Annotated in this window: 18 protein-coding genes; 11 read left to right on the top strand and 7 right to left on the bottom strand. The window is 52.4% G+C overall.

Annotation, left to right across the window (positions count from 1 at the left end):
- The first annotated feature begins 93 nt into the window (after positions 1–93).
- Positions 94–1,746, top strand: coding sequence for a hypothetical protein (locus tag WFK81_RS01400; protein WP_336784672.1), 1,653 nt, complete (start codon positions 94–96; stop codon positions 1,744–1,746).
- A 178-nt stretch (positions 1,747–1,924) separates the two neighbouring features.
- Here the strand turns inward: WFK81_RS01400 and WFK81_RS01395 are convergent, their stop codons facing one another.
- Together WFK81_RS01395 and WFK81_RS01390 are read right to left on the bottom strand one after the other, a co-directional pair.
- Positions 1,925–2,866, bottom strand: coding sequence for a sugar phosphate isomerase/epimerase (locus WFK81_RS01395; RefSeq protein ID WP_336784671.1), 942 nt, complete (start codon positions 2,864–2,866; stop codon positions 1,925–1,927).
- Positions 2,867–3,056: 190 nt separating this feature from the next.
- Complete coding sequence (locus WFK81_RS01390) at positions 3,057–3,794, bottom strand: MBL fold metallo-hydrolase (RefSeq protein WP_336784670.1); 738 nt, start codon at positions 3,792–3,794, stop codon at positions 3,057–3,059.
- A gap of 1,325 nt (positions 3,795–5,119) precedes the next feature.
- Between WFK81_RS01390 and WFK81_RS01385 the strand changes: the two genes are divergently transcribed.
- Together WFK81_RS01385 and WFK81_RS01380 are read left to right on the top strand one after the other, a co-directional pair.
- A complete protein-coding gene (locus tag WFK81_RS01385) occupies positions 5,120–5,554 on the top strand; it encodes an Rrf2 family transcriptional regulator (protein ID WP_116394308.1) in 435 nt (144 codons plus the stop codon).
- A gap of 27 nt (positions 5,555–5,581) precedes the next feature.
- Positions 5,582–6,217 (top strand): NAD(P)-dependent oxidoreductase, encoded by a 636-nt coding sequence (locus WFK81_RS01380; protein ID WP_336784669.1) that lies wholly within the window; start codon positions 5,582–5,584, stop codon positions 6,215–6,217.
- 147 nt (positions 6,218–6,364) lie between these two features.
- On the opposite strand, the gene WFK81_RS01375 is transcribed toward WFK81_RS01380, so the two are convergent.
- Positions 6,365–7,630: an MFS transporter gene (locus tag WFK81_RS01375; protein WP_336784668.1), complete on the bottom strand. Its 1,266-nt coding sequence runs from the start codon at positions 7,628–7,630 to the stop codon at positions 6,365–6,367.
- 178 nt (positions 7,631–7,808) lie between these two features.
- On the opposite strand from WFK81_RS01375, the gene WFK81_RS01370 reads away from it, so the two are divergent.
- The 3 genes from WFK81_RS01370 (at position 7,809) to WFK81_RS01360 (ending at position 13,082) form a co-directional block, all read left to right on the top strand.
- A complete protein-coding gene (locus tag WFK81_RS01370; RefSeq protein WP_336784667.1) occupies positions 7,809–8,978 on the top strand; it encodes an exonuclease SbcCD subunit D in 1,170 nt (389 codons plus the stop codon).
- A complete protein-coding gene (locus WFK81_RS01365) occupies positions 8,975–12,067 on the top strand; it encodes an SMC family ATPase (RefSeq protein ID WP_336784666.1) in 3,093 nt (1,030 codons plus the stop codon). The genes WFK81_RS01370 and WFK81_RS01365 overlap by 4 nt, the downstream gene beginning before the upstream one ends.
- A gap of 199 nt (positions 12,068–12,266) precedes the next feature.
- The gene (locus WFK81_RS01360; RefSeq protein ID WP_336784665.1) at positions 12,267–13,082 is read left to right on the top strand and encodes a hypothetical protein; all 816 of its coding nucleotides are present in this window, start codon (positions 12,267–12,269) and stop codon (positions 13,080–13,082) included.
- 54 nt (positions 13,083–13,136) lie between these two features.
- On the opposite strand, the gene WFK81_RS01355 is transcribed toward WFK81_RS01360, so the two are convergent.
- Entirely contained in the window at positions 13,137–13,655 is a 519-nt protein-coding gene (locus WFK81_RS01355) for a hypothetical protein (RefSeq protein WP_336784664.1), read from the bottom strand.
- A 74-nt stretch (positions 13,656–13,729) separates the two neighbouring features.
- Between WFK81_RS01355 and WFK81_RS01350 the strand changes: the two genes are divergently transcribed.
- Positions 13,730–14,113, top strand: a complete 384-nt coding sequence (locus tag WFK81_RS01350; protein ID WP_336784663.1) for a DUF423 domain-containing protein — start codon at positions 13,730–13,732, stop codon at positions 14,111–14,113.
- A gap of 266 nt (positions 14,114–14,379) precedes the next feature.
- Positions 14,380–16,281, top strand: a complete 1,902-nt coding sequence (locus WFK81_RS01345) for a putative bifunctional diguanylate cyclase/phosphodiesterase (protein WP_336784662.1) — start codon at positions 14,380–14,382, stop codon at positions 16,279–16,281.
- Positions 16,282–16,341: 60 nt separating this feature from the next.
- On the opposite strand, the gene WFK81_RS01340 is transcribed toward WFK81_RS01345, so the two are convergent.
- Positions 16,342–16,842 carry a hypothetical protein gene (locus WFK81_RS01340; RefSeq protein ID WP_336784661.1) on the bottom strand — a complete coding sequence of 167 codons (501 nt, stop codon included), beginning with the start codon at positions 16,840–16,842 and terminating at the stop codon, positions 16,342–16,344.
- 172 nt (positions 16,843–17,014) lie between these two features.
- Here WFK81_RS01340 and WFK81_RS01335 point away from each other — a divergent pair, with 172 nt between their 5' ends.
- Entirely contained in the window at positions 17,015–17,320 is a 306-nt protein-coding gene (locus WFK81_RS01335) for a YunC family protein (protein ID WP_336784660.1), read from the top strand.
- A gap of 58 nt (positions 17,321–17,378) precedes the next feature.
- Here the strand turns inward: WFK81_RS01335 and mtnA are convergent, their stop codons facing one another.
- Entirely contained in the window at positions 17,379–18,437 is a 1,059-nt protein-coding gene (mtnA, locus tag WFK81_RS01330) for an S-methyl-5-thioribose-1-phosphate isomerase (RefSeq protein ID WP_336784659.1), read from the bottom strand.
- Positions 18,438–18,469: 32 nt separating this feature from the next.
- On the bottom strand, positions 18,470–19,684 hold the full coding sequence (gene mtnK / locus WFK81_RS01325) for an S-methyl-5-thioribose kinase (RefSeq protein WP_336784658.1): 1,215 nt from the start codon (positions 19,682–19,684) through the stop codon (positions 18,470–18,472).
- 195 nt (positions 19,685–19,879) lie between these two features.
- Here mtnK and WFK81_RS01320 point away from each other — a divergent pair, with 195 nt between their 5' ends.
- Both WFK81_RS01320 and sufC read left to right on the top strand, forming a co-directional pair.
- On the top strand, positions 19,880–20,482 hold the full coding sequence (locus WFK81_RS01320; RefSeq protein WP_336784657.1) for a DUF1802 family protein: 603 nt from the start codon (positions 19,880–19,882) through the stop codon (positions 20,480–20,482).
- A gap of 159 nt (positions 20,483–20,641) precedes the next feature.
- Positions 20,642–21,421, top strand: coding sequence for a Fe-S cluster assembly ATPase SufC (sufC, locus tag WFK81_RS01315; RefSeq protein ID WP_015846171.1), 780 nt, complete (start codon positions 20,642–20,644; stop codon positions 21,419–21,421).
- Positions 21,422–21,424: the final 3 nt, after the last annotated feature.

Here is a 21,424-nt window from a genome sequence, read left to right as displayed (position 1 = left end):
GGTTCATATGTAATTTTATTAATGATTATTTCTATTAAATGAACTAAAATAAACGTAAATGAACTTTTTGCAGAGATTGAGAGGAGTAAACCGATGAACGGACAACAGCAGCGCCAAATAGAGATTATCCGGGCCGTAGCTTTATCAGCACAAAGCTTGCCTATGCTTGCCAGCGGATTATGGTTCCATCACGATATTCGGGATAACTTCTATTATGCTTCTTATTTATTTGCGGCAGCGGTGGATGAAGAGATTCAATCCTTATTGGACAATCCCGCCGATTCGAAAAAGAAAGCGGAAGGCGTGCTTGCACGGGTGCTTCAGCTCCAGCAGCAGGATCCGGCTGAGCCGCTTTATGGCCATTTTCCGCTGAATTTGAATCCTTCGCCCGAGGCGGCGAAAGCCCATGAGCTCCCGGTTGAGCTGATGGGCAGCTTGATGGTTTATTTCAATACCCGGTATAAACAAAATATGAGTGCGGAGTTGAAGAAGAGCTTCGAGCATGCGCTCCATCATATTTATGCAGGAGGCTTCTACAGAAAGCCGCTGCAGCTATTTAACCATCATGAGGCCAAATATACCGCGGCCAAGCTCATATTCGGACAGCGCTATGGGGACCATGAGCTGCTTGAAGACGGTATCGCTTCCCTGAAGCGTACAATGGAGCGGGTAACGGTCCAAGGGATGCCGGAGTATGGGGCTTTGCCGTGGTTCTGGCATTGGGTTCAGGCGTTTACTTGCGCGTGGGAGCTGACGGATGAGCCGACGTTAAAGCAGCAGCTTTCCGATCTGCTGGATTACCTGTGGCGGGAGAGAGCGTTGTTTTACATGAAGGGTGCCTGGGTTGGTGCCCATTCCCGGGGCTGGCCGCATGATGCGCCGGCTGATCGCAACGTCTTGCATGATTATGTGCAATTTGGGGATTTTCCTCGGGGGGATCTTATACCTCGTACAGAGTATGCGGGCTTTCTCTGCTATCCAGCGCCGGAGGATGCTCTACAGAGAGCTCTGAAGCGGGACCGGCCCGAGGTGGTCACCAAACAAATCATCAAGATTGATACCGGGGAAGAGATTCCGCTTCATTCCTATGCGTATGTGACGAAGGACTATTCGACCGGCGGCATTTGGGAGCGGGTAAAAGAGTTTGATAACGAGCAGATCCGGTGGATGGTGTCGTTCCCGGTTACGGGAGAGACTGGCGTAAATCAGCTTTACTTCTTCCATCCGGGGGATGGCTGGAGGGAAGGGGATCCAAGGCATCAGAGCGAGTATGCGGAGGTGTTGTATGACAGGAACCGGATTCTAACGTTGTTCCCTGTCCCGGAGGATGCCGAGCAGCAAGAGATTATCGGCGTTCTTCCGAAAGGTAGCTGGATAGCGCAAGAAGCCGGCTTGTTTGGCCTGGTGCAAAATTGCTTTGTATCCATTCTGCTCCATGGGCAATATACCTTCGAGGAGCTTGAGGAATACAATTTGGTTCGTCTGCAAGGAGAGCCTGCTGCGGTAGCCGTAGAAGTACTGGGGAGAGAAGAAGCGGAAAAGCTTGCAATCGACAGCTTGCCTTCGTTCGCAGAGCGGATGAGCGGGGTGGACTTCGCTTTGCAGCAAGCCTCCCGGCTTGGCGGCAAGCTAATTTACACAGGCATCAGCCATCAGGATCTGCTTGAGCTGATTGTCGCTAGCCCGGGTCAATCGGTCGCGAGAGTGAACAGGGAAGAGATTCCTCGCCTAGGCCATCAAGGTTAGCTTAAGGTCCCTGAGGGGCCTTAACGGCAATTAGAGGGGCGCGAAATAGCAACTTAAGGCCCTTCAGGGACCTTAAGAAGCGCCGAGACACCCCGAATAGGCATGAATGAGTTGAAGCGAGTCAGGTTAAGGTCCCTGAGGGACTTTAACCTCAATTGAAGGTGCGCGAAACAGCCCCTTAAGGTCCTTCAGGGACCTTAAGACTCCCCGTAAAGCTGCAAGGCGCTAGTAGCTGGCCTACCCAGCGGTAGCACTCCTCGAGCTGTTCATCAGATACTTTTTCCGAGCGGTGCTCAAACATGATTTTGACATCCGCATTCTCGCCGGAGATAATCCGTAAATATCGTTCAATGGGAGCCCAGCCATCGCTTGGCTGCTGACCGGGAAGGACGGGAACCCGGCTTTGCGTTAGTTGTCCTTCAACAATCTGCACATTGGACAAATGAACGGTTGCGGCAAATCTGGCGTATCGGCGGAGAATGGATTCGGCATCGAAATACGGATCGATCCGATCCTGGATGTACAATCTTGCGGTATCGAGACACAGCTTAATGCTGCTATATTCCTCCAGCTTGCGCTGCAAATAATCGTCGTCATAGACGTAGCGGTTCAGGGCATCAAATTCCAAGACAGGCGTAAATCCATGCTTAGTGCCCATAAGAGACAACCATTCGAACAAAACATTGCTGTACTTCTGAAATTCGTCAACGGCATATGCGCTTTCGAATTCGTATTCCATCCGGTTGTCGAACCTCCAGCTGCTCCAATCCGCGCGGTCATCAAGAATAACGGGCTTAGGATAATGGAAAAGCACATAGTCCGGCTGCATGCTTGAATGGATGTAAGCAAGCTCTTGCTCCGCTATGGAGTAAGCGTCCAATCTAACGGTATCATCCTTGGCGATAAACAGCGCGTCCCTAAGCGGAGAAATCCCCGCCCGCAGCGGAAAATGAATCCCGATCCGAAAGCCTGCAGCATGAGATTCCCGAATCAGACTCTCCATATCTTGCTCGCTCTGAAATAGACAAGCTTCAATGCCGTAAAAATCTTTTTTATAATCACGGCTATATTTGTTGTAGTCGAATTGTCCATACTGTCCGATAAGAAAACGCTGATTCATGAGTGTGACGGCTCCTTATCTGCCGAAACCCAATATAAGAAGGAGAAGCGACAAAAGCATTTCCAGAAACGAAGGTTTGTATGACATTTTGGAACATCCTTTCGTTTGTTTCTGGAATTATTCTCCACACGACAGTCCGAATCCTTTTGTAAAGTTAAAATGGCCGACCTGAAGGTCAGCCATATAACGATTATTTATGTGCCGCGAGTTCGGCAAGTCGCTCCATAACCCGCTGGTTGTATAATCCGCCATGGTAACAGACGATGGCCTGAATATCGAAATCCAGCAGTCTGGCGACGGAAGCTTGGGCGGTCTGCGGATCTAATGTGGTAGCGGGATCGGCTCCATATAATTCGCCATCTCTCACCGTAAGGGCATCCCCGGCAATTAGAGTACGGGAGGGCTCGTGATAAAGACTGATATGTCCCGGCGTGTGGCCTGGGGTATCGATTACGGTAATTCCTCCCCCTAGCGGAAGAAGCTTGCCGCCAATGACTTCCCGGTCAACGTTTGCCTTAGGAGGATTCAGCATCATCCGTTTTAAACCGTTGCGGAACGATTCGGGTACGGAATCCGGCATCCTGTCGATGCTGGCAATAGCCTCGTCCGTGAAACGGATAAGCCTTTTATCGCCTTGGATGTACGGTTTCTCGAGCGGATGTGCAGACACTTCGATTCCGCCTCGGGAGGTTAATTCCGGCAAATTCCCGATATGATCGATATCCTGATGGGTAAGAATAATATGAGTAAGCTTGTCTGGGCTGCCTCCCGCAGCTTCAATCGCAGCTTGGAGCTGCGGAAGCTGGACGGGATAACCGGTATCCAGCAAAATTTGATGCTGATCGTCCCGGATAAGAACCGGATAAACGGTATCTATTGTGCCCATCACGGGGGCGCTTATGGGAAGTATAGAAAGTTGGGCTTGCATAAAGGTCACACTCCTCGTAAAAAATGAAGGGGACCCGGCCGAGGTCATGTGACTATATTACAGATTCCTGGGAATAGTGTAAATAGGAAAATTTATTATTATACCACATAAAAATATTTTTGTCAATACTCTTATTCTGGTTTAGGCAGATGGATTTGGTGACGTTATACGGTTGGAGAGATACATTGGAGTGGATACAGTAAAACTAACCTTTTTGGAGCAGCAGCATGCGCTACATTGGGTGTCATACAGTATAATTTTTTAAATTAGCGATTTGAAAGCCAAACCGGTGATTTTTACTGGATAGAGTCCAGTGTAGCAACGGTTTTGATCCAAATCTTCTGATTTCGTTGGAGTGGATCCAACGTAGGCAATTTGCAGACGCTCGCTCTGAGAGGCTACTTGACTTTTCTTTTTGTTGTAACTATAATCGTTACAACGACCAGCGATTCTGAGGCGGCCAGCGAAGGCTGTTTCGAGTCGAGCCCTCTATTCGTGTCGAGGGCGAACTTCTATCCTAGTTGTAACTACGATTGTCACAACAGTATGGCTTTGTGTTTTCGGTCTTGTTCTCGGTCTTGTTCTCGGTCTTGTTCTCGGTCTTGTACTCGTCTTGTGCACTGTCTTGTGTTCTGTCTTGTACTCGTCTTGTGCACTTAAACGGCGGGCGGAGTGTTGTTTCGAGTTGAGTGCGACTTTGTACGTTTGTTCCAACCATTGAAAATTTAATTCGAGGAACAGACTACATGGAGCAATCAACCGAAACAACCGGAGCCTCAACCGTAGCGTCCTTGACTTCTCTCCTAGTTGTAACTACAATTGTTACAACAATAGTGGCTTTGTGTTTTCGGTCTTGTGCCGGGTCTTGTGTTCTGTCTTGTGCACTTGTGCTCTTAAACCGGCCAGCGGAGTGTTGTTTCGAGTTGAGTGCGACTTTGTACGTTTGTTCCAACCTTTGAAAATTTAATTCGAGGAACAAACTACATGGAGCAATCAACCGAAACAACCGTAGCGTCCTTGACTTCTACCCCAGTTGTAACTACAATTGTCACAACAATAATGGCTTAGTGCTTGGTTTTGTCTCTGCTTTGTGCTTGGTTTTGTCTCGGCTTTATGCTTGGTTTAGTGCTCGGTCTTGTGCTCTTAAACCAGCCAGCGGAGTGTTGTTTCGAGTTGAGTGCGACTTTGTACGTTTGTTCCAACCTTTGAAAATTTAATCCGAGGAACAAACTACATGGAGCAATCAACCGAAACAACCGTAGCCCAATCAACCGAAACAACACGTAGCCTCAACCGACACTATCGCAGCATTAGGGGGAATAAACATGAAAATCAGCAGCCGCTTCTCCATAGCGGTCCATATTTTATCGCTGCTGGAGATTTCCAAGGACGCTCACAACACTTCCGAATGGATTGCCGGCAGCGTGAACACAAACCCGGTTATTATCCGCCGGCTGCTAGGACAACTGAAGAAGGCGGGTCTCGTTCAGGTCCGGGCCGGCACGGGCGGTGCATATCTGACCAAGGAAATGAGCGAAATAACCTTGCTGGATATTTTCCGGGCGGTAGACGTCGTCGAGGAGGGACAGCTTTTCCATATCCATGAAGGGCCTAATCCCGACTGTCCGGTTGGAGCAAGCATACAGGTCGTGCTGGAGCTAGTGCTGAAGAAGTCGCAGGATGCCATGGAGAGCGTACTCGCGCAGATTACCCTGGAGGAACTGGTCGCAGATCTGATAAGAACGAATCAAAACAAATAAGTGCATTCTATTTAGGAGGTTATTCATATGAAAATTGCAGTTGTAGGCGCTACAGGCAAAGCAGGTCAATTTATAGTAAAAGAGGCGTTAAGCCGCGGACATGAAGTAACGGCGGTTGTACGGAACCGTGCCAAGGTAACGGAGGAAGGCGTTCAAGTGATCGAGAAGGAAGTTTTCGATCTGACAACAGCCGACCTGCAAGGCTTTGACGTCGTCGTGAACGCTTTTGGCGCACCGCTTGGCCAAGAGCATCTTCACGTAACAGCCGGCAAAGCTCTAATCGATGCCTTGTCCGGAACGGATACTCGCCTGATCGTAATTGGCGGGGCAGGCAGCTTGTACGTGGACGAAGCCAAAACCGTTCAACTCTTTAACACGCCTGATTTCCCTGAGATGTTCCTTGCTACGGCGAAGAACCAAGGGCAAAACCTCGAGGATCTGAAGCAATCGACAGGTCTGAAATGGACCTTTGTCAGCCCGTCCGCTTTCTTTGATCCGGAAGGCAAGCGTACCGGCTCCTATATACAAGGCAAAGACCATCTGCTTGTGAATTCGAAAGGCCATAGCTATGTCAGCTACGCGGACTTTGCGATCGCCATTGTGGATGAAGCCGAGAATGCCGCTCACGTCAACGAACGTTTTACCGTGGCTTCCGAAAAGTAAGCAAAAAGAAGAGGCTGCACCCGTGAGGGTGCAGCCTCTTTTGTTCACCACAAAAGAAAATATAAGATTCATACTTTGAATCACATTTTCTGATTGGCGACTATAAACGCGGTCGCTCATCGTCGAGAGGCCTCGATAGAGTTTTTCTCACAGCAGGGCACCGCGTTTTTTTAGATGACGGTATAACGCGATGGACATGACCGAGCACAACAGGGCGCATGCCCCGATGAACACATAGCCCGCTTGCAGGCCGGCAATGAGACCCGCCTTCGGATGAGCCTCTTCCGCAAAGCCGTCCTTGAACAGCTCGATAATAAGCCCGATCAAATAGTTCCCCGCAACCGTCGCAATCCCCATTAATGTCACCGTAAACGTAATGGCCGTATCGCTTTCCTTCGAATAACGCTTGGCAATCAGGGCCATCACCGTCGGATAGATCGGCGCAATGCCGATGCCGGCTGCCGCAAACAGGAAGGCTCCGGGCTCGCCAAGAATAACAGCCGCAATCGAGCAAAGACCCGAGAAGGCCGACAGCACGATGAGCGACATCGTATAGCCGATTTTATCGGTGACCGGACCTAGAACAAGTCTCGCAAAGGTAAAACAGAGGAAGAAGGCGGACAGCATCGCCGCGGCCGTATCGCTGCTCCAGTCGTAAGCTTTCTCCAGAAAGTTGACGAGCCAGCTTCCGATCGACATTTCGGAGACAACGCCGAGGGAGAGGACGCCCACCAGCAGCCATGCCGTTTTATCCCGTACGTATTCCCGCAGCGACAGACGCTCGCCATGCTTCTCTTCCTGCTTGGGCGCTTTGGCGAAGATGGTAGGAATCATCGGCAGCAAAGTCAGAGACAGCATCAGGCAGTACATTCCCCTCCAGCCAAGCTCGGAGCTTGCTCCAAACAGGTGAATCCCCATTAGATTAGCGGCCAGGAGCGGGGCGACAATCGAGCTGAGCCCGTAGAAGAAATGGGCCAGATTCATCATCGTGCCGGTATTCCGGGTGAAGATCTGCGCGGCCAGAATCGCAAGGGCGATCTCTAGCAGTCCGTTCCCGATATACATAAAGAAGTAGGACAATACCATCGTTGAATAGCTCACGGAGAAATACAGGCAGAAGCCGGATACGACCATCGAGCCAAAGGCGATAAGGGTCGTCAGCTTGATGCCGATTTTTTTCACCAGCCAGCCCGTAAAGCTGCAAGCGATCAGATAGCCGAGGGAATTAAGGGCGAGCAGCATGCCGATCTGCGCTTCGTTCAGCGAGAAGTCGGCCTGCATGCGCGGAATCGCGGGACCTTTAATATTTTCCGAGAAGCCAAATATGAGAAAGCCGCCAAATACAACGGCCAAGAGCAGCGTATAGTTGCTGAACAAGGACCGTTTTGACCGTGCTTCTAGTTCGGTTTGCATGTTATCCTCCAGTTTTTCGTTTATTTGAATCTATGAAGTCCGTCTACTAATGTACCATTGATAGGGCCTTGGGGAAATATTTTCAGGAAGGAAATCGGGAGAAAAAAGCGAATATATGTACGGTTACGGGTATCGAATATGAAAAGATACATAAGTAGCGGAAGGGAATGTTCATAGAGTGAAATTTTTTCATACTGCAGACTGGCATTTAGGCAAGCTTGTGCAGGGTGTATATATGACGGAGGACCAGCGGTATGTGCTGGAGCAATTTGTAAGCGCAGTGGAACTGGAACGGCCGGATGCCGTTATTATCGCAGGCGATTTGTATGACAGGGCTATCCCGCCGACGGAAGCGGTGGATCTGCTGGACGAGCTGCTGGAGAGGATCGTTGTTGGGCTGGATACGCCGGTGCTTGCGATCTCGGGCAACCATGACAGTCCGGACCGGATTGACTTCGGAACGGCAATGATGGAAAGCCGCGGGCTTCATATCGCCGGAAGACTAAGAACGGAACATAAGCCGGTTGTGCTGAAGGACGCGTTTGGCGAGGTGCATGTGCATCTGGTGCCTTATGCCGACCCTGCCCAAGTACGGATTACTTTTGAAGACGAGAGTATCCGAACCCATGATGAGGCTATGCGCGCGATTACGGGACGGATTGCTTCGCAAATGGACCCGGCTGCGAGGCATATCGTTGTTGGACATGCTTTCGTCACGGCAACGGGTGCGGCGGAGCCTAATACAAGCGACTCGGAACGCCCGCTTTCGATTGGCGGAGCCGAGCATGTGCGGGCGGATTATTTTGCTCCGTTCCATTATACCGCTCTGGGGCATCTGCATCAGGCGCATTTTGTCGGAAGCGAAAAAATCCGTTACGCGGGTTCCCCGCTCAAATATTCGATTTCCGAGGAGCATCACAATAAAGGCTACCTTGTTGTGGAGATGGACGCGGACGGTAACGTTGCGATTGAGAAAAGAGAGCTGAAGCCGCTCCGCGATATGCGTCGGATTGCCGGTCCGATCGAAGAGATCGAGACCCATCCGGTGAACGAGGATTATGTCTTCGTTACGCTGCTGAACGACAACCCCGTTCTGTTCCCGATGGAGAAGGTCCGGACGGTTTACCCTAATGCCCTCCATGTAGAACGCAGGGTTACGACCGTTCGCGGCAATGGCGAGAACGGCGATGTCCCGGAGATGGCGGTGCGGAGAAGCGAAGCCGATCCGGTAAGCTTATTCGAATCCTTTTATCTCGAAGTGAAGGGTGTAGCGCTGGATGAGCCGAAAAAACGGCTGTTCGCCGATACGTATGGCGGATTACTGCGAGAGGAGGGCGAAGTACGATGAGACCTCTCAAAATTACGATGACGGCCTTTGGTCCGTACCGCGATGCGGAGACCGTGGATTTCAGCGAGCTTGGGGAGCATCGCCTGTTTGTTATTTCGGGCAGTACCGGTGCCGGCAAAACAACGATTTTTGACGCGATCTGCTTTGCATTATACGGAACCGCAAGCGGCGAGGACCGTTCGGAGCCCCGCATGCTGCGGAGCCATTTCGCCGATGACGAGAAGCATACGGCCGTTGAGCTGGATTTTGCCGTGGGGCGCCGGATGTACCGGGTATTCCGTCAGCTTCCTCACCGGAAGGGCACGAACAAAAGCGAGACGGGCGGCAAAGCGGAGCTGTACGAGCTGACGGGCGGCGAAGCCGTTCCGGCGGTGGACCGGTTTATGGTCGGCGACGTCAACGCCAAGCTGGAGACGATTATTGGCCTGACGAAAGAGCAGTTCAACCAGATCGTGATGCTGCCGCAGGGCGAATTCCGCAAGCTGCTCACTTCGGACACGGACAATAAAGAAGAGATTTTGCGCCGGATTTTCCGGACGGAGCTGTACCAGCGGCTCGAGACGCGCTTTCAGCAGCAGAACCGGGAGCTTGGCGACCAGCTGAAGGAAGCGAAGATCCGCGTGGAGCATTTCATGAAGCAGGCGGCGGATAACTTGCCGCGCAGGGAAGACAGCCAGCTTGCGAAGACGCTGGAACAGGAGCTGTACAATGCGGCGCAGCTGTCGGAAGCGCTGGAGCAGGAGATCGGCTACTACCGCCAGCTGATGGCGGAAGGCGAATCGGGCAAGCGCGAGCTGCAGCGGCAGCTCGGCGAGCAGGAAGAGGCGCTGCAGGGCGAGCTGGCGCTGCACGCGCGGTTCGCGGAGCTGGCAAGCGAGCGGGCGAAGCTGGAGCGGCTCGCTGCGCAAAGCGGCGAGCATGCGGAGCGGGAGCGCCGGCTGCTGCTTGCGGAGCGCGCGGCGCAGCTGGCGCCGTACGCGGAGCAGGCGGTCCGCGCGGAGCGGGATGCCGCGGCGAAGCAGCAGGCCCGCGATATGCGGCGCCAGGCGGCGGAGGCCGCGAAGGAGGCGCTCGCGGCAGCCGAGGAGCGGCATCGCCGCGAGGAGGAGCGCGGCGCGGAGCGGCAGGCGGCGGAGCACGAGCTGCACCGCCTTGCGGAGCTGGCGCCGGCGGTGCAGACGCTGGAGGCGCAGCGCGTAGCGGTCGGGCAGCTTGCGGCCGCGGAGAAAAGCGGCGCGGAGAAGCTGGCGTCGGCGGAGGCGCTGATCGCCGAAGCGAGGGAAGCCAAGCTGACGCTGGCCGCGCAGCTTAAACAGATTGAAGGCGCGGTCGAGGCGCTCCCGGGCGTCGTTGAGCAAAGAAATCAGGTCCTTCAGACTGGCAAATATATTTCCAAGTTAATTGAACTGGAGAAAGAACTGGCCTCCCATGCATCCATGATTGAGGAGCGGGCTTTATTGCTTGCTCAAATCCGCGAGGAGCATGACCGGCTGGAGCGCAATTGGATTGAAGGGCAAGCGAGCCTCTTGGCCGCCCATCTTCATGACGGTCAGCCTTGTCCGGTCTGCGGCAGTCGGGAGCATCCGGGCAAAGCGGATGCGGCGGAAGCCGTGCCGTCCAGGGAGCAGCTCCAGCAGGCGAAGGAGCAGCTGTCCCGTTACGAACGCGAGCTGAACGAAGCGAAGCTCCAGGCCGCGGCGACGCGTTCGAGCTGGGAAGGAAGCGCGGCGGAGCTTGCGGAATACGGGGCGGAAGCTTCCGGGCTTGCCGAGCAGCAAGCCGAGCTTCGGAAACGCTGGAAGCAGCTGAATGAAGAAGCGGAACGGCTTGGCGCGCAGGTCGAGCAAAGCAAGCAGCTGAAGCAGCGGGCAGAAGAGATCGAGCAGAAGCTGGAGCAGCTTCTCGGGGCGAAGGACAAGCTGCAGGCGGAGCAGCAGCGGATTGCGGTCGAGCGCGGTGCCAAGCAGTCGGCGCTCGAGAAGGAGCTTGAGCGTATTCCGGAGGAGCTCCGCTCTCCGAAAGAGATGGAGCTGAGGCTGAGACAGCAGCGCAGCTTAGCGGAGTCTCTTGCCGCAGCTTGGAAGGAAGCGCAGGATGGATTGCTGCGGATGCGCGCGAAGTTTGCCGAGGAGCAGGCTCATGCGGAGCAGACCGAGCAGCAGCTTGTTGAAGCCCGGGACAATGCGGCGCTCGCTGCCGCACGGTTTGAGGAAGAGCTTGCGAAGGCGGAGTTTAGCTCCGCGGAAGTTTTCCGCGAGGCACATCTGCCGGATCAAGAGAGACGAGCGCTGAAGGAGCGGCTCGAGGCGTACAAGACGGCCCTTGCAGCCGCTGGGAAGCGAATTGAAGAGCTGGAGCAGGAGTTAGCTGGCAAGGAGCAGGCAGACATTGAAGCGCTGAAGTCCGCTATTGCCGAGCTGAAAGAGCGGATTGAGGCAGCAGCGAACGCGCTGCAGATTGCTTCCCGGTTCGCAGAGGATGCCAACAAGCTAAGGACGGCTATTGATCAGGCTTCGGCCAAAGTGAAGGAGCTGGAAGCGAAGCTTGAGCAGGTGCTGGATCTGTACCAGATGCTTAAAGGCGACAACGCACTCAAAATTTCATTCGAACGTTATATTCTTATTGAATACCTGGAACAGATTCTGCATGCCGCAAACGTCCGGCTTCGCCATTTATCCGGCGGCCAGTTCGTTCTGCAGCGCAGCGACCGGCTTGAGACGCGGGGCAAGCAAAGCGGACTTGGCCTTGATGTCTACGATGCCTATACCGGCCAGAACCGGGATGTGAAGACGATGTCGGGCGGCGAGAAGTTTAATGCTTCGCTTTGCCTGGCGCTTGGCATGACCGATGTCATCCAATCGTACCAAGGCGGCGTCTCCATCGAGATGATGTTTATCGATGAAGGCTTTGGCTCGCTGGATGAGGATTCGCTTAACAAAGCGATCGAGGCGCTGGTGGATCTGCAGCGTTCAGGCCGGATGATTGGCGTCATCTCCCACGTGCAGGAGCTTAAAGCAGCCTTTCCGGCTACGCTCGAAGTATATAAGACGAAGGAAGGCTACAGCCGAACTTCCATTTCCGTAAGGTGAGAAGGCTCTTGCAAGCCGATGTAAAATAATGGGTTGACACAATTATTGATCAAGCCGTATAGTGGAAGAACATATGCGGCAACGCGATTACTATTCGAACGGGAAGCACCCTTCGAACCAGCCTTAGGGCATGGTTTGAAGGGTGCTTTTTGCGTTTCCGGCTGCCGCTATGAATATTCCACAAGGAGGAGTTACACGCATGACATTTCGAATGCCGGCCGCGGCCTTGCTGTTAGCGCTGCTGCTGTCAGCCGTCCTTCCGGCGGCCGTAGCGGAGGCGGCGGTTCATTCCTTGTCCGCAACGGCGCAGAAGCAGTTCGACAAGACCAAAGCAGGCCTGCCTTCAGCAGATTCGGCGAAGCTCCAGTCGCTGTATCAAAGCTTTGTCCAGCAGCAGACGATGATTGGAGACAAGGATACGCGGATCAAGACCGCTGCCAAAACAAACGATGACAAGGAGTCGGAGCTACGGCAGAAAATCCGGCTTATCGACAAGGCAAAGCTGGATACGCTGGACAAGAAGGTTGCGCAATTAAAGAATTATTATCAGCCTTTGTTTAATCAATACGAGGCTGCCCAAGCGGAGCTGAAAGCGGCGCGGAAGTTCGGCATCAAGGAGCTGACTGCGGCGGTTCAGTTGAAGGTAGACCTGCTGGAGATTTCGGTGAAAAGCGCCAAAGAGGAGATTCGCGCCGCGCAAAACGCGTTAAGCTCGGCCAAAACATCGGCAAGCGACAAGATGAAGCGCCTGCGCTCCCAGCTTGATGCCATAACCGAGGAGGAGAAGAAAATCTCTGTAGCGAAGTCCGCGATCAGCCAGCTGAACAAGCAAAAATCGGCGGAATGGAGCGACTTGTTGTATGCGCTTCGAAGCTATGACGGCAAAACCGCAATTCGTTCTCTTACGACGCTGACCACCGTCGTGAAGCAAATTTCGGATCAACAGGCGAAGATAGAAGGCTATGAGAAGAAGATTGCCGATATTAACAAGACAGTAGCCGCCCAGTTGAGCTAAGGCGAATACAAGAAGAGGCTGTTCCCCGGGGAACAGCCTCTTGTTCATTTGTTGCTAAATTGTCGATTGCGCGGCAGCGGAGACAAGGCCTATAATGACAAGGCCGGCTGTTCCAAGCACGATCAGGCCGTTCAGCACGATGCCGATAACGGCAAATACTTTGCGGCGGTTTTTCTGCACGGCGCCGACAATGCCGAGAATCAGGCCAATAATAGCAATGCCGATCGATGCGATTATACATAGTCCGGCGATCATAATCGGTACCAAGTCGGACGGAAGCGTGCCCTCGTTCTCCATATTTTCGACTTCGTTGAGAAACCCCTGAGCATCGCCTGTTACATTGCTGACAAACACGGTAGCGCTGATCACGCATCCAACGACAAGTAATAACGTAACGAGTGCCAATATGAAAGAAGCGATTCCAAGCCCCGATTGCTTCATCGGTCCGTTCTCTCTATCCGGAGAAAAAGGATAAGAGGGCCTAGATGCGTATGGATTATCATAAGGCTGCTCGGGATTTACGGATGAGCCGGTTTGCGGATCTGGCTGCGAAGGATTGCGCGGTTCTTCCAAGAATAATCGACTCCTTTGTAATAAGTGGATTTACTTGTAAGATTATACACAAACGAGAAAGGGATGAAAACAAGATGTTTAATAAATATTTCGCTTATGGCGCGATTGGCGCCGCATTAGCCGTAGCTTTGGGGGCCTTTGGCGCGCATGGCCTCAAGGATACTTTGTCCGACGATATGCTGGAGGTTTATGAAACCGGCGTCCGCTATCATATGTATCACGCCCTCGGCTTAATGCTGGTGGCTTTGCTGGCTGACCGGATTGGCGACGTCAAGCTTGTGAGAGTCGGAGCGCGCCTATTAATTGCCGGAATCATTCTGTTCAGCGGCAGCCTGTATGTCCTTGCATTAAGCGATGTTAAAATATTGGGCGCCATCACCCCTCTAGGCGGCGTTGCCTTCCTCGCCGGCTGGGGCTGCGTAGCGGCCGCGGCGCTGCGCGCCGGAAAAAAAGGATAGTTCTATGCATTGAAAAAGACCGTTTCTATTATAGGAACGGTCTTTTTTATTGATGCCGAAGTTTGGATGAATGAAATGGATTATAGGACTATAATGCTACAATATGTATATCGTAAATGGCGAAATACCTTGTAATTCGACATAAAACGCCTTATTTCTACAAGAATTATTTATTGTTTTAGTAAATATTTCTATACCGCAAAGACCATTTCGTTTATAATGAAGCTAACCTTGCTTGACCCTGACAAGAGGAAGGAAGTTGGTGCGTGACGAAACGGATGGACGGTTCGCCTAATAGACGGTATCGGGCTTCGCAGCCCCAAGTCATGCTGCGGACAGCCGCTCTTACGATAGCCATTGTCGCTGCGCTATTCTGCGCAGCAGCCTTGTATAGGAATGCCGGCCCCGTGTTGGAATGGACTTCGTCAATGATTGCCGTATTGGCGACCGCAATAGCGGCAATCTTGTTTGCCAGGAACGGGCAAATGATCGGATTCCGGAATTTCCATACGCCGATCGTAGAGACACTGCTTCAGTCGGAAGCGGTTCCCTTGGCGATTTTGGACCGGGATGGCGTCATCATGGAGATGAACGTGGCTTCCAGCAATACGCTGGGCTACACACGCCAGGACCTGCTTGGCAAGCCGCTTGCTCCGCTGCTGGAGCCGGGCAGCCGGAACAGCCTGCAGGAGATGCTGGATCATGCGCTGCAAGGAAAATCGGAGCAGCGCAATATTAATATTACGCATCGTTCGGGCTTTCCGCTTGAGCTTCAGATCATCAGTTCTCCAATGCTGAAGGAGGATGAGGTAATCGGAACCGTCATCGTCAGCCAGGATTTGAGCGACCGGAAGCGGAATATCGAGCGGATCCGTTACATGGCTTATTACGACGATATGACGGGTCTTCCGAACCGTACCTTGTTTCATATCCGGATGAACGAAAGCCTTGCATTTGCCAGAGAGCATGACGGGATGATTGGTCTCTGCTATTTGGATCTGGACCGATTTAAGCTGGTTAACGCCTCGTTTGGCCGCGAGTTTGGCGATATGCTGCTCCTGCAGGTTGCGGAACGTCTGACTAGAGCGGTCGGAGACCGGGGAATCGTAGCCCGGATGGAAGGCGATGAGTTCGCTTTGCTGTTCCACGATATCGAATCGGAAGGTCAGCTGATCGAATTTGCCCGCGGCTTGCTGCACGCCATTGATGAGCCGTTTGAGCTGAAGGGTTTCCCGCTGCATATTACCTCCAGTCTTGGAGCGGTGACCAGCCTGGTTAAAGAGGATGACGGCTACTCACTTCTGAAGAAAGCCGATATTGCCCTGGTCAAGGTGAAGGAGAGCGGAAAGAACGACTGCATGCTCTATTCAGAGAGCTGGAGTAACTCTTCCTTCGAGCGGCTGACGCTTCAGCACGAGATGTACCGCGCCATACAGCGCAAAGAATTTATTCTGCTCTACCAGCCGCAATACGATCTGGTGTCGGGCATGATGGTAGGCGTCGAAGCGCTGGTCCGCTGGAGACATCCGGTGAAAGGAATGATAACGCCGGGTGAATTTATTCCGATCGCGGAAGAGAGCGGAATGATCGTCCAGATTGGCGACTGGGTGCTAGAGGAAGCCTGCCGTCAGAACAAAGCGTGGCAGGATGCCGGCCTTCCGCCGATGCCCGTATCGGTGAATCTCTCGATTAGGCAATTCGTGCAGCAGGATCTGGCAAGCAAAGTCGCTTCGGTACTGGAGAAGACCGGGCTGAAGCCGGAATATCTCGATCTGGAAATTACCGAATCGATGACGATGGATACCGGCCACGTATCCCGTTGCCTGCTCGAGCTTACGGATATGGGAGTTGGCATTAGCGTAGACGATTTCGGAACGGGCTACAGCTCCTTCCATTACCTAAAGAACTTCCCGATAGACCGTCTGAAGATCGACCGTTCCTTCGTAAGGGATATTCAACAGGACCCTAGCGATGCGGAAATTGTCGCGGCCATTATCGCAATGGCGCATAATCTGAACATTCAGGTGATTGCCGAAGGCGTCGAGAACGAAGAGCAGATGGAGTTCTTGAGGAAACATAACTGCGATGAAATGCAGGGCTATTTCTGGAGTCCCCCGGTGTCAAGCACCGACATCGAGCAAATGCTTGGAGCGGCCTATATTCAATAATTCTTGCAAAGAACAAAGAAGCTGTCCTTTCGTCAAATACGAGAGGGCAGCTTCTTTTCTTTAATCTTGGAAATCCTCGATCTCATTAAGCCTGAACGTATAGACCTGCTTCTCGTCCACGTGATAGACCGTAATCAGGTTACCGTCTTCGTCTATATTCAGAATGCGGCAAGGAATGCTCAGCTTGATTCCAAGTCCTTTGTTAACAATGAGGCGGATCAATTTATTGCTCTTCATAAAAGCCCGGACGGAATCGAGTCCATTACTGGCTGCTGGTGAAGGAGCGGCGGAAGCAGCAGGAGGTACAGGCGTCGAAGCAGCGTGAGCAGTTGACTTCACAGCCTTTGGTACAGGAATCGGCTGTCTGTCGGGCAATTCCGTCTTTCGCTGATCGATAAGCTGTCCGAGCTGAATTCCGTTAAGTATGCGATAGTCCGCATAAGCGCCTTGGTTAAGCGATTTCAAAAGCTTCTCCAAAGCTTCGGCGTTGCTGTCCCCTTCAACGAGCAATTCAACCTGGAATACGTATGAGTTTGTGCGGGCCGATTGTGTTGGTTTCATAGTTCCTCCGGACTAAGAATTAATCATTTCTTTATAAATATATCATCAAAAAGGTTGGACACATAGTCCTAAAAATGAGCAAGTACACTAACACTGCTTTGCGGCAGCTGCATATAATGTTGTTGCGGTTCGAACTGACCTGTCATGGCCTGTAGTAAAGGAGGTGTCCAAAATGATGAGAATGGTTCCAATACCGCTTGGGGACGGTATTACCGCGCTTGGCGTTGAGGTGAAGCTGCCGAAGACAACTCTGCTCTCCATCTCCACGGATAGAGGATATATCATGTGCGGAGCGCTTGATGTGGGGCTGCTTAACGATCGGCTGAAAGATAGAGAAATCATCGCGGGTAGAGCAGTTGGCGTAAGAACATTGGAGGAACTGCTTGCGGCGCCTCTTGAATCCGTTACAACTACTGCGGAATCGCTTGGCATCACTGTCGGGATGAATGGCGCAGATGCGCTCCGCTTAATGATATAGCACTCGAGTGCCAAACGAAGAGGCAGCCTCCGCCCAAGGGAGACTGCCTCTAATTGCGTTATTGCTCGAACAGCTTTTTAAGATTGACGTCAAATGGCGCTTCGATAATGCCCTTTTCCGTAATAATGGCCGTTACGTATTCGTTAGGCGTAATATCGAAAGCCGGGTTGTAGACCTTCACGCCTTGCGGAGCGGTACGTTTCCCGAAGCCTTCCGTAATCTCTTCCGCATTGCGTTCTTCGATCGGAATTTCCGCCCCGGTAGGGGTATTTAGATCGATGGTCGAAAGCGGGCAGGCTACATAGAACGGAATGCCATGAGCTTTCGCCAGTACCGCAACGCTGTACGTGCCGATCTTGTTCGCCACGTCGCCGTTCGCCGCAACGCGGTCCGTACCTACGATGACGGCGTTTACCCAGCCCTTGGACATGACATGACCGGCCATGTTGTCGCAAATGAGAGTGACGTCAACGCCTGCTTGCTGCAGCTCGAAAGCCGTGAGGCGCGCGCCTTGCAGAACCGGACGGGTCTCGTCGGCAAATACGCGGATGTTCATGCCGCGTTCCTTGGCCAGATAGAAAGGCGCAAGCGCGGTACCGTATTTCGCCGTGGCAAGTCCGCCTGCGTTGCAATGCGTGAGCACGCCGATATCGTCCTGGAACAGGGACAATGCATGCTCGCCGATCAAGCGGTTTGTTTCTTCGTCTTCGCTTTGAATGGCAATGGCTTCATCCAGCAGCGCCCGCTTCAAAGCTTCAAGCGAGTGGCCTTCGGAAGCAAGAGCTTCAGCGCGGGCTTTCATCCGGTCCAGCGCCCAGAACAGATTGACGGCGGTAGGGCGGGAAGTAGCCAGATACTCCGCCGCTTTGCGTACGTCAGCGAGCCATTGCTCCGCGGAACCCGCATCGCGGCTTCCGAGCACCACGCCATAAGCGGCGGAAATCCCGATAGCCGGCGCTCCTCTAACCTTCAGATGGCGAATGGCTTCCCATACGTCTTCCTGCGTGACAAGCGGCAAATAAACGATTTCTTCCGGCAGCAGCCGTTGGTCAAGCAGATCCAGCTTATCGTCATGCCAGATGACGGATTGCAGGCCCGCGTAGTTTTCTGTAGTCATCTTGTAAATCCTCTCTTGATTCAGTATGGCTGTTACTGCTTGGCTTCGGCAGTCAGAACAACATCAATGGCTTGTTCAATGGATACCGCACGGCGGTTCAGATGAATGAGGGAAGTACCGATTTCCAGGGCAAGACGCTGCGCGCGCTCGCGTGCTGCCGCATCCGGAATGGTATCGATATCGGCAACATGAGCCAGGCCAACGATGCGGCGCACAACCTTGCAGCCGGCATAACCGATCGCATCCTGAAGCAGACGGCTCATGTACAGATCCTGATAGCCCGGCGTTTCGTTAGCTATACGGTCCACGCCATGCTCGTTCCACAAAGCGCGGAACTTCCGGTCGAACTTCGTCCACGTATCGCGGATCGTCTCGAGCAGATAGCCACGGAAATCGGCAAGCTCTTTCTCATCGGCAATCCAGTGGCCTTGTCCCGCATAGTTCAGCAGGAGGTTAGCGATGACAGCGCCGATATCGAAGCCGATAGGGCCGTAATAAGCAAATTCCGGGTCAATTACTTTGGTTGATTCCGGCGTAGCGAAGACGCTTCCGGTATGCAGATCGCCGTGCAGCAAGGCTTGCGCGCTTGTCAGGAACTTCTCGCGAAGCAGGGCAACTTCAAGATGAAGAGCTTTATCCTCGCGGAGCGCTGCCGCGGCATCCTCAATGGCTGGTTCAATATTATTGTTGGAAGATACCGTATACGGATCGTCGAAAATAAGGTCTTCCGTTATTTTGCACAAATCCGGATTGATGAACTCTTTGACGCGCTGCTTTTTGTCCTGCTGGTTCATGCCGAGATCCGAAGTAAAGAACAGCGTATTCGCCATGAAGGTCGAAATATCTTCCGCGAATTTCGGATAACGGATGCCTTTGATAAGACCTTGGCGCATAATCAAATGGTCGCTAAGATCCTCCATGACCGTAAGCGCCAGCTCGGCGTCATACCGGTAAACAACGGGGACAAGGCCGGGAGCAAGCTTGTTCTGCAGAATCAGGGATTCGCTTTCGATGCGGGCGCGGTCAAGGGACAGCGGCCAGGATTCGCCGACTACCTTCGCATAAGGGAGCGCCTGCTTCATAATAAGACTTTTGCCGCTTGCAGGATCGGTAATATGGAAGACGAGGTTCAAGTTTCCGTCGCCGATTTCACGGCAGTTCAGCTTAGCACCTGCAGGGAAAAAGCCTTCGATGCCACCTGCGATTTCAATCGCTTCTTGTTCGGTTAATGCATGATAAGCAGACATGGTTCGTCCACCTCCGGTTTCGTATTTGAAAAGGCGTCTTAATGCCTAGTAAACTCCTCAACATAGTATAGCGGATATTATTTCGCCTTGGAATACCTCCAAATGATATAATGTTACATGATTAAGGACAAGCGGGCAATGCGTGGAAGCTCTATAAAGCAAGTATCATTACATTTTATCGAAGGGGGTCCGTTAATGTCGAACAACAAGCGGGAGACGGTCGCGCTCAAGGAATGGGCCGTGACGGTAAAAGCGCTGCAAGAAGGGCATCTTATCCTTGTTATGCGAAAAGGCGGGATTGTCGAGGAGACGCGGGATTTTCAGCTGGTAAGCAAAGGCTTCTATTTAATGCCGGCATACGAGCACCAGAAGGAGCATTTGCTGAAGGAGGCTTATCAAGGGCAGATCCAAGGTACGATGCAGGGCTGGTCGCCTGACATGCCGTCAATGAAATTGAACGCCTACGCGGAAGCGGTGGAGGATATCGAGATTACGGACCAGGAGACCTTGGACCGGATCCGGGATTTCCACATTTGGACGGATACGTTCGCCGAGGAGCGGCTCAAATGGAAGCGTACGAAGCCGCTGCATTTGTTGTTGCTGAGAGTGTACCGCCTGGAGGAACCGGTAGAGCTGCCGATGCAGCCTGCTTATAACGGATGCAAATCTTGGGTACAACTGGATGAGGGGATGCCGCAGCCGGCTATGACCCCGGTAATGCCGGATGAACAATTCAGTGAGCAGGTTAAATTAATCAAACAAGCATTAATAGGAAGAGATATATCAGAGAGCTTCTAAATCCAGCCATTGGACGTTCCTGCATTGATTAATAACAAAACTTATAATAAAATAATTATTGAGAATCAATGAGAATCACTCTATAATATTCCCATTTGGAAAGCTTTTATAGGGATGAGCCTAAAAACCGATTACCAACCTTGGAGGGATAAGTATATTATGGCAACGCATTTTGTCATCGATGGCCTGAAAGCAGAGATCGAAGGAAAAGAGATTTTGAAAGGCATTAACCTTGAAATCAAGGGCGGGGAAATCCATGCGATCATGGGTCCTAACGGTACGGGTAAAAGTACTCTTGCATCCGCGCTGATGGGTCACCCGAAATACGAAGTAACGGAAGGTTCCGCTACGATTGACGGCGAAGACCTGCTCGAGATGAGCGTTGACGAGAGAGCACGCGCAGGCCTGTTCCTCGCTATGCAATATCCTAGCGAGATTCCCGGCGTAACCAACTCCGACTTCCTGCGCAGCGCAATCAACGCGCGCCGTGAAGAAGGCAGCGAAATTTCGCTTATTAAATTCATCCGCCAAATGGAAAAGAAAATGAAGGAGCTTGAGATGAACCCCGAGTTCGCTCACCGTTACCTGAACGAAGGCTTCTCCGGCGGCGAGAAAAAACGGAACGAAATTCTTCAAATGGCGATGCTTGAGCCGAAAATCGTTGTTCTTGACGAAATCGACTCCGGCCTTGACATTGACGCTCTGAAAATCGTATCCAACGGCGTGAACGCAATGCGTTCCGAAGACCGCGGATTCCTTATCATTACTCACTACCAACGTTTGCTGAACTACATCACGCCTGACTTCGTACACGTTATGATGCAAGGACGCATCGTGAAATCCGGTGGCCCGGAACTTGCTGAGCGTCTTGAAAACGAAGGCTATGATTGGGTTAAAGAAGAGCTCGGCATTGTTGACGAAACAGTAGGCCAAGCTTAATCG

It is taken from the genome of Paenibacillus sp. MMO-177 (assembly GCF_037147795.1).
Lineage (GTDB): Bacteria > Bacillota > Bacilli > Paenibacillales > Paenibacillaceae > Pristimantibacillus.
This window is presented reverse-complemented; position numbering and strand designations above follow the sequence as displayed.

Excerpts from the sequence above, each read along its gene's own strand:
- mtnA (WP_336784659.1), bottom strand. The coding sequence starts at position 18,437 with ATGACTACAGAAAACTACGCGGGCCTGCAATCCGTCATCTGGCATGAC.
- mtnK (WP_336784658.1), bottom strand. The coding sequence starts at position 19,684 with ATGTCTGCTTATCATGCATTAACCGAACAAGAAGCGATTGAAATCGCA.
- sufC (WP_015846171.1), top strand. The coding sequence starts at position 20,642 with ATGGCAACGCATTTTGTCATCGATGGCCTGAAAGCAGAGATCGAAGGA.
- WFK81_RS01340 (WP_336784661.1), bottom strand. The coding sequence starts at position 16,842 with ATGAAACCAACACAATCGGCCCGCACAAACTCATACGTATTCCAGGTT.
- WFK81_RS01365 (WP_336784666.1), top strand. The coding sequence starts at position 8,975 with ATGAGACCTCTCAAAATTACGATGACGGCCTTTGGTCCGTACCGCGAT.
- WFK81_RS01400 (WP_336784672.1), top strand. The coding sequence starts at position 94 with ATGAACGGACAACAGCAGCGCCAAATAGAGATTATCCGGGCCGTAGCT.
- WFK81_RS01320 (WP_336784657.1), top strand. The coding sequence starts at position 19,880 with ATGTCGAACAACAAGCGGGAGACGGTCGCGCTCAAGGAATGGGCCGTG.
- WFK81_RS01395 (WP_336784671.1), bottom strand. The coding sequence starts at position 2,866 with ATGAATCAGCGTTTTCTTATCGGACAGTATGGACAATTCGACTACAAC.
- WFK81_RS01390 (WP_336784670.1), bottom strand. The coding sequence starts at position 3,794 with ATGCAAGCCCAACTTTCTATACTTCCCATAAGCGCCCCCGTGATGGGC.
- WFK81_RS01335 (WP_336784660.1), top strand. The coding sequence starts at position 17,015 with ATGATGAGAATGGTTCCAATACCGCTTGGGGACGGTATTACCGCGCTT.
- WFK81_RS01360 (WP_336784665.1), top strand. The coding sequence starts at position 12,267 with ATGACATTTCGAATGCCGGCCGCGGCCTTGCTGTTAGCGCTGCTGCTG.
- WFK81_RS01375 (WP_336784668.1), bottom strand. The coding sequence starts at position 7,630 with ATGCAAACCGAACTAGAAGCACGGTCAAAACGGTCCTTGTTCAGCAAC.
- WFK81_RS01350 (WP_336784663.1), top strand. The coding sequence starts at position 13,730 with ATGTTTAATAAATATTTCGCTTATGGCGCGATTGGCGCCGCATTAGCC.
- WFK81_RS01380 (WP_336784669.1), top strand. The coding sequence starts at position 5,582 with ATGAAAATTGCAGTTGTAGGCGCTACAGGCAAAGCAGGTCAATTTATA.
- WFK81_RS01385 (WP_116394308.1), top strand. The coding sequence starts at position 5,120 with ATGAAAATCAGCAGCCGCTTCTCCATAGCGGTCCATATTTTATCGCTG.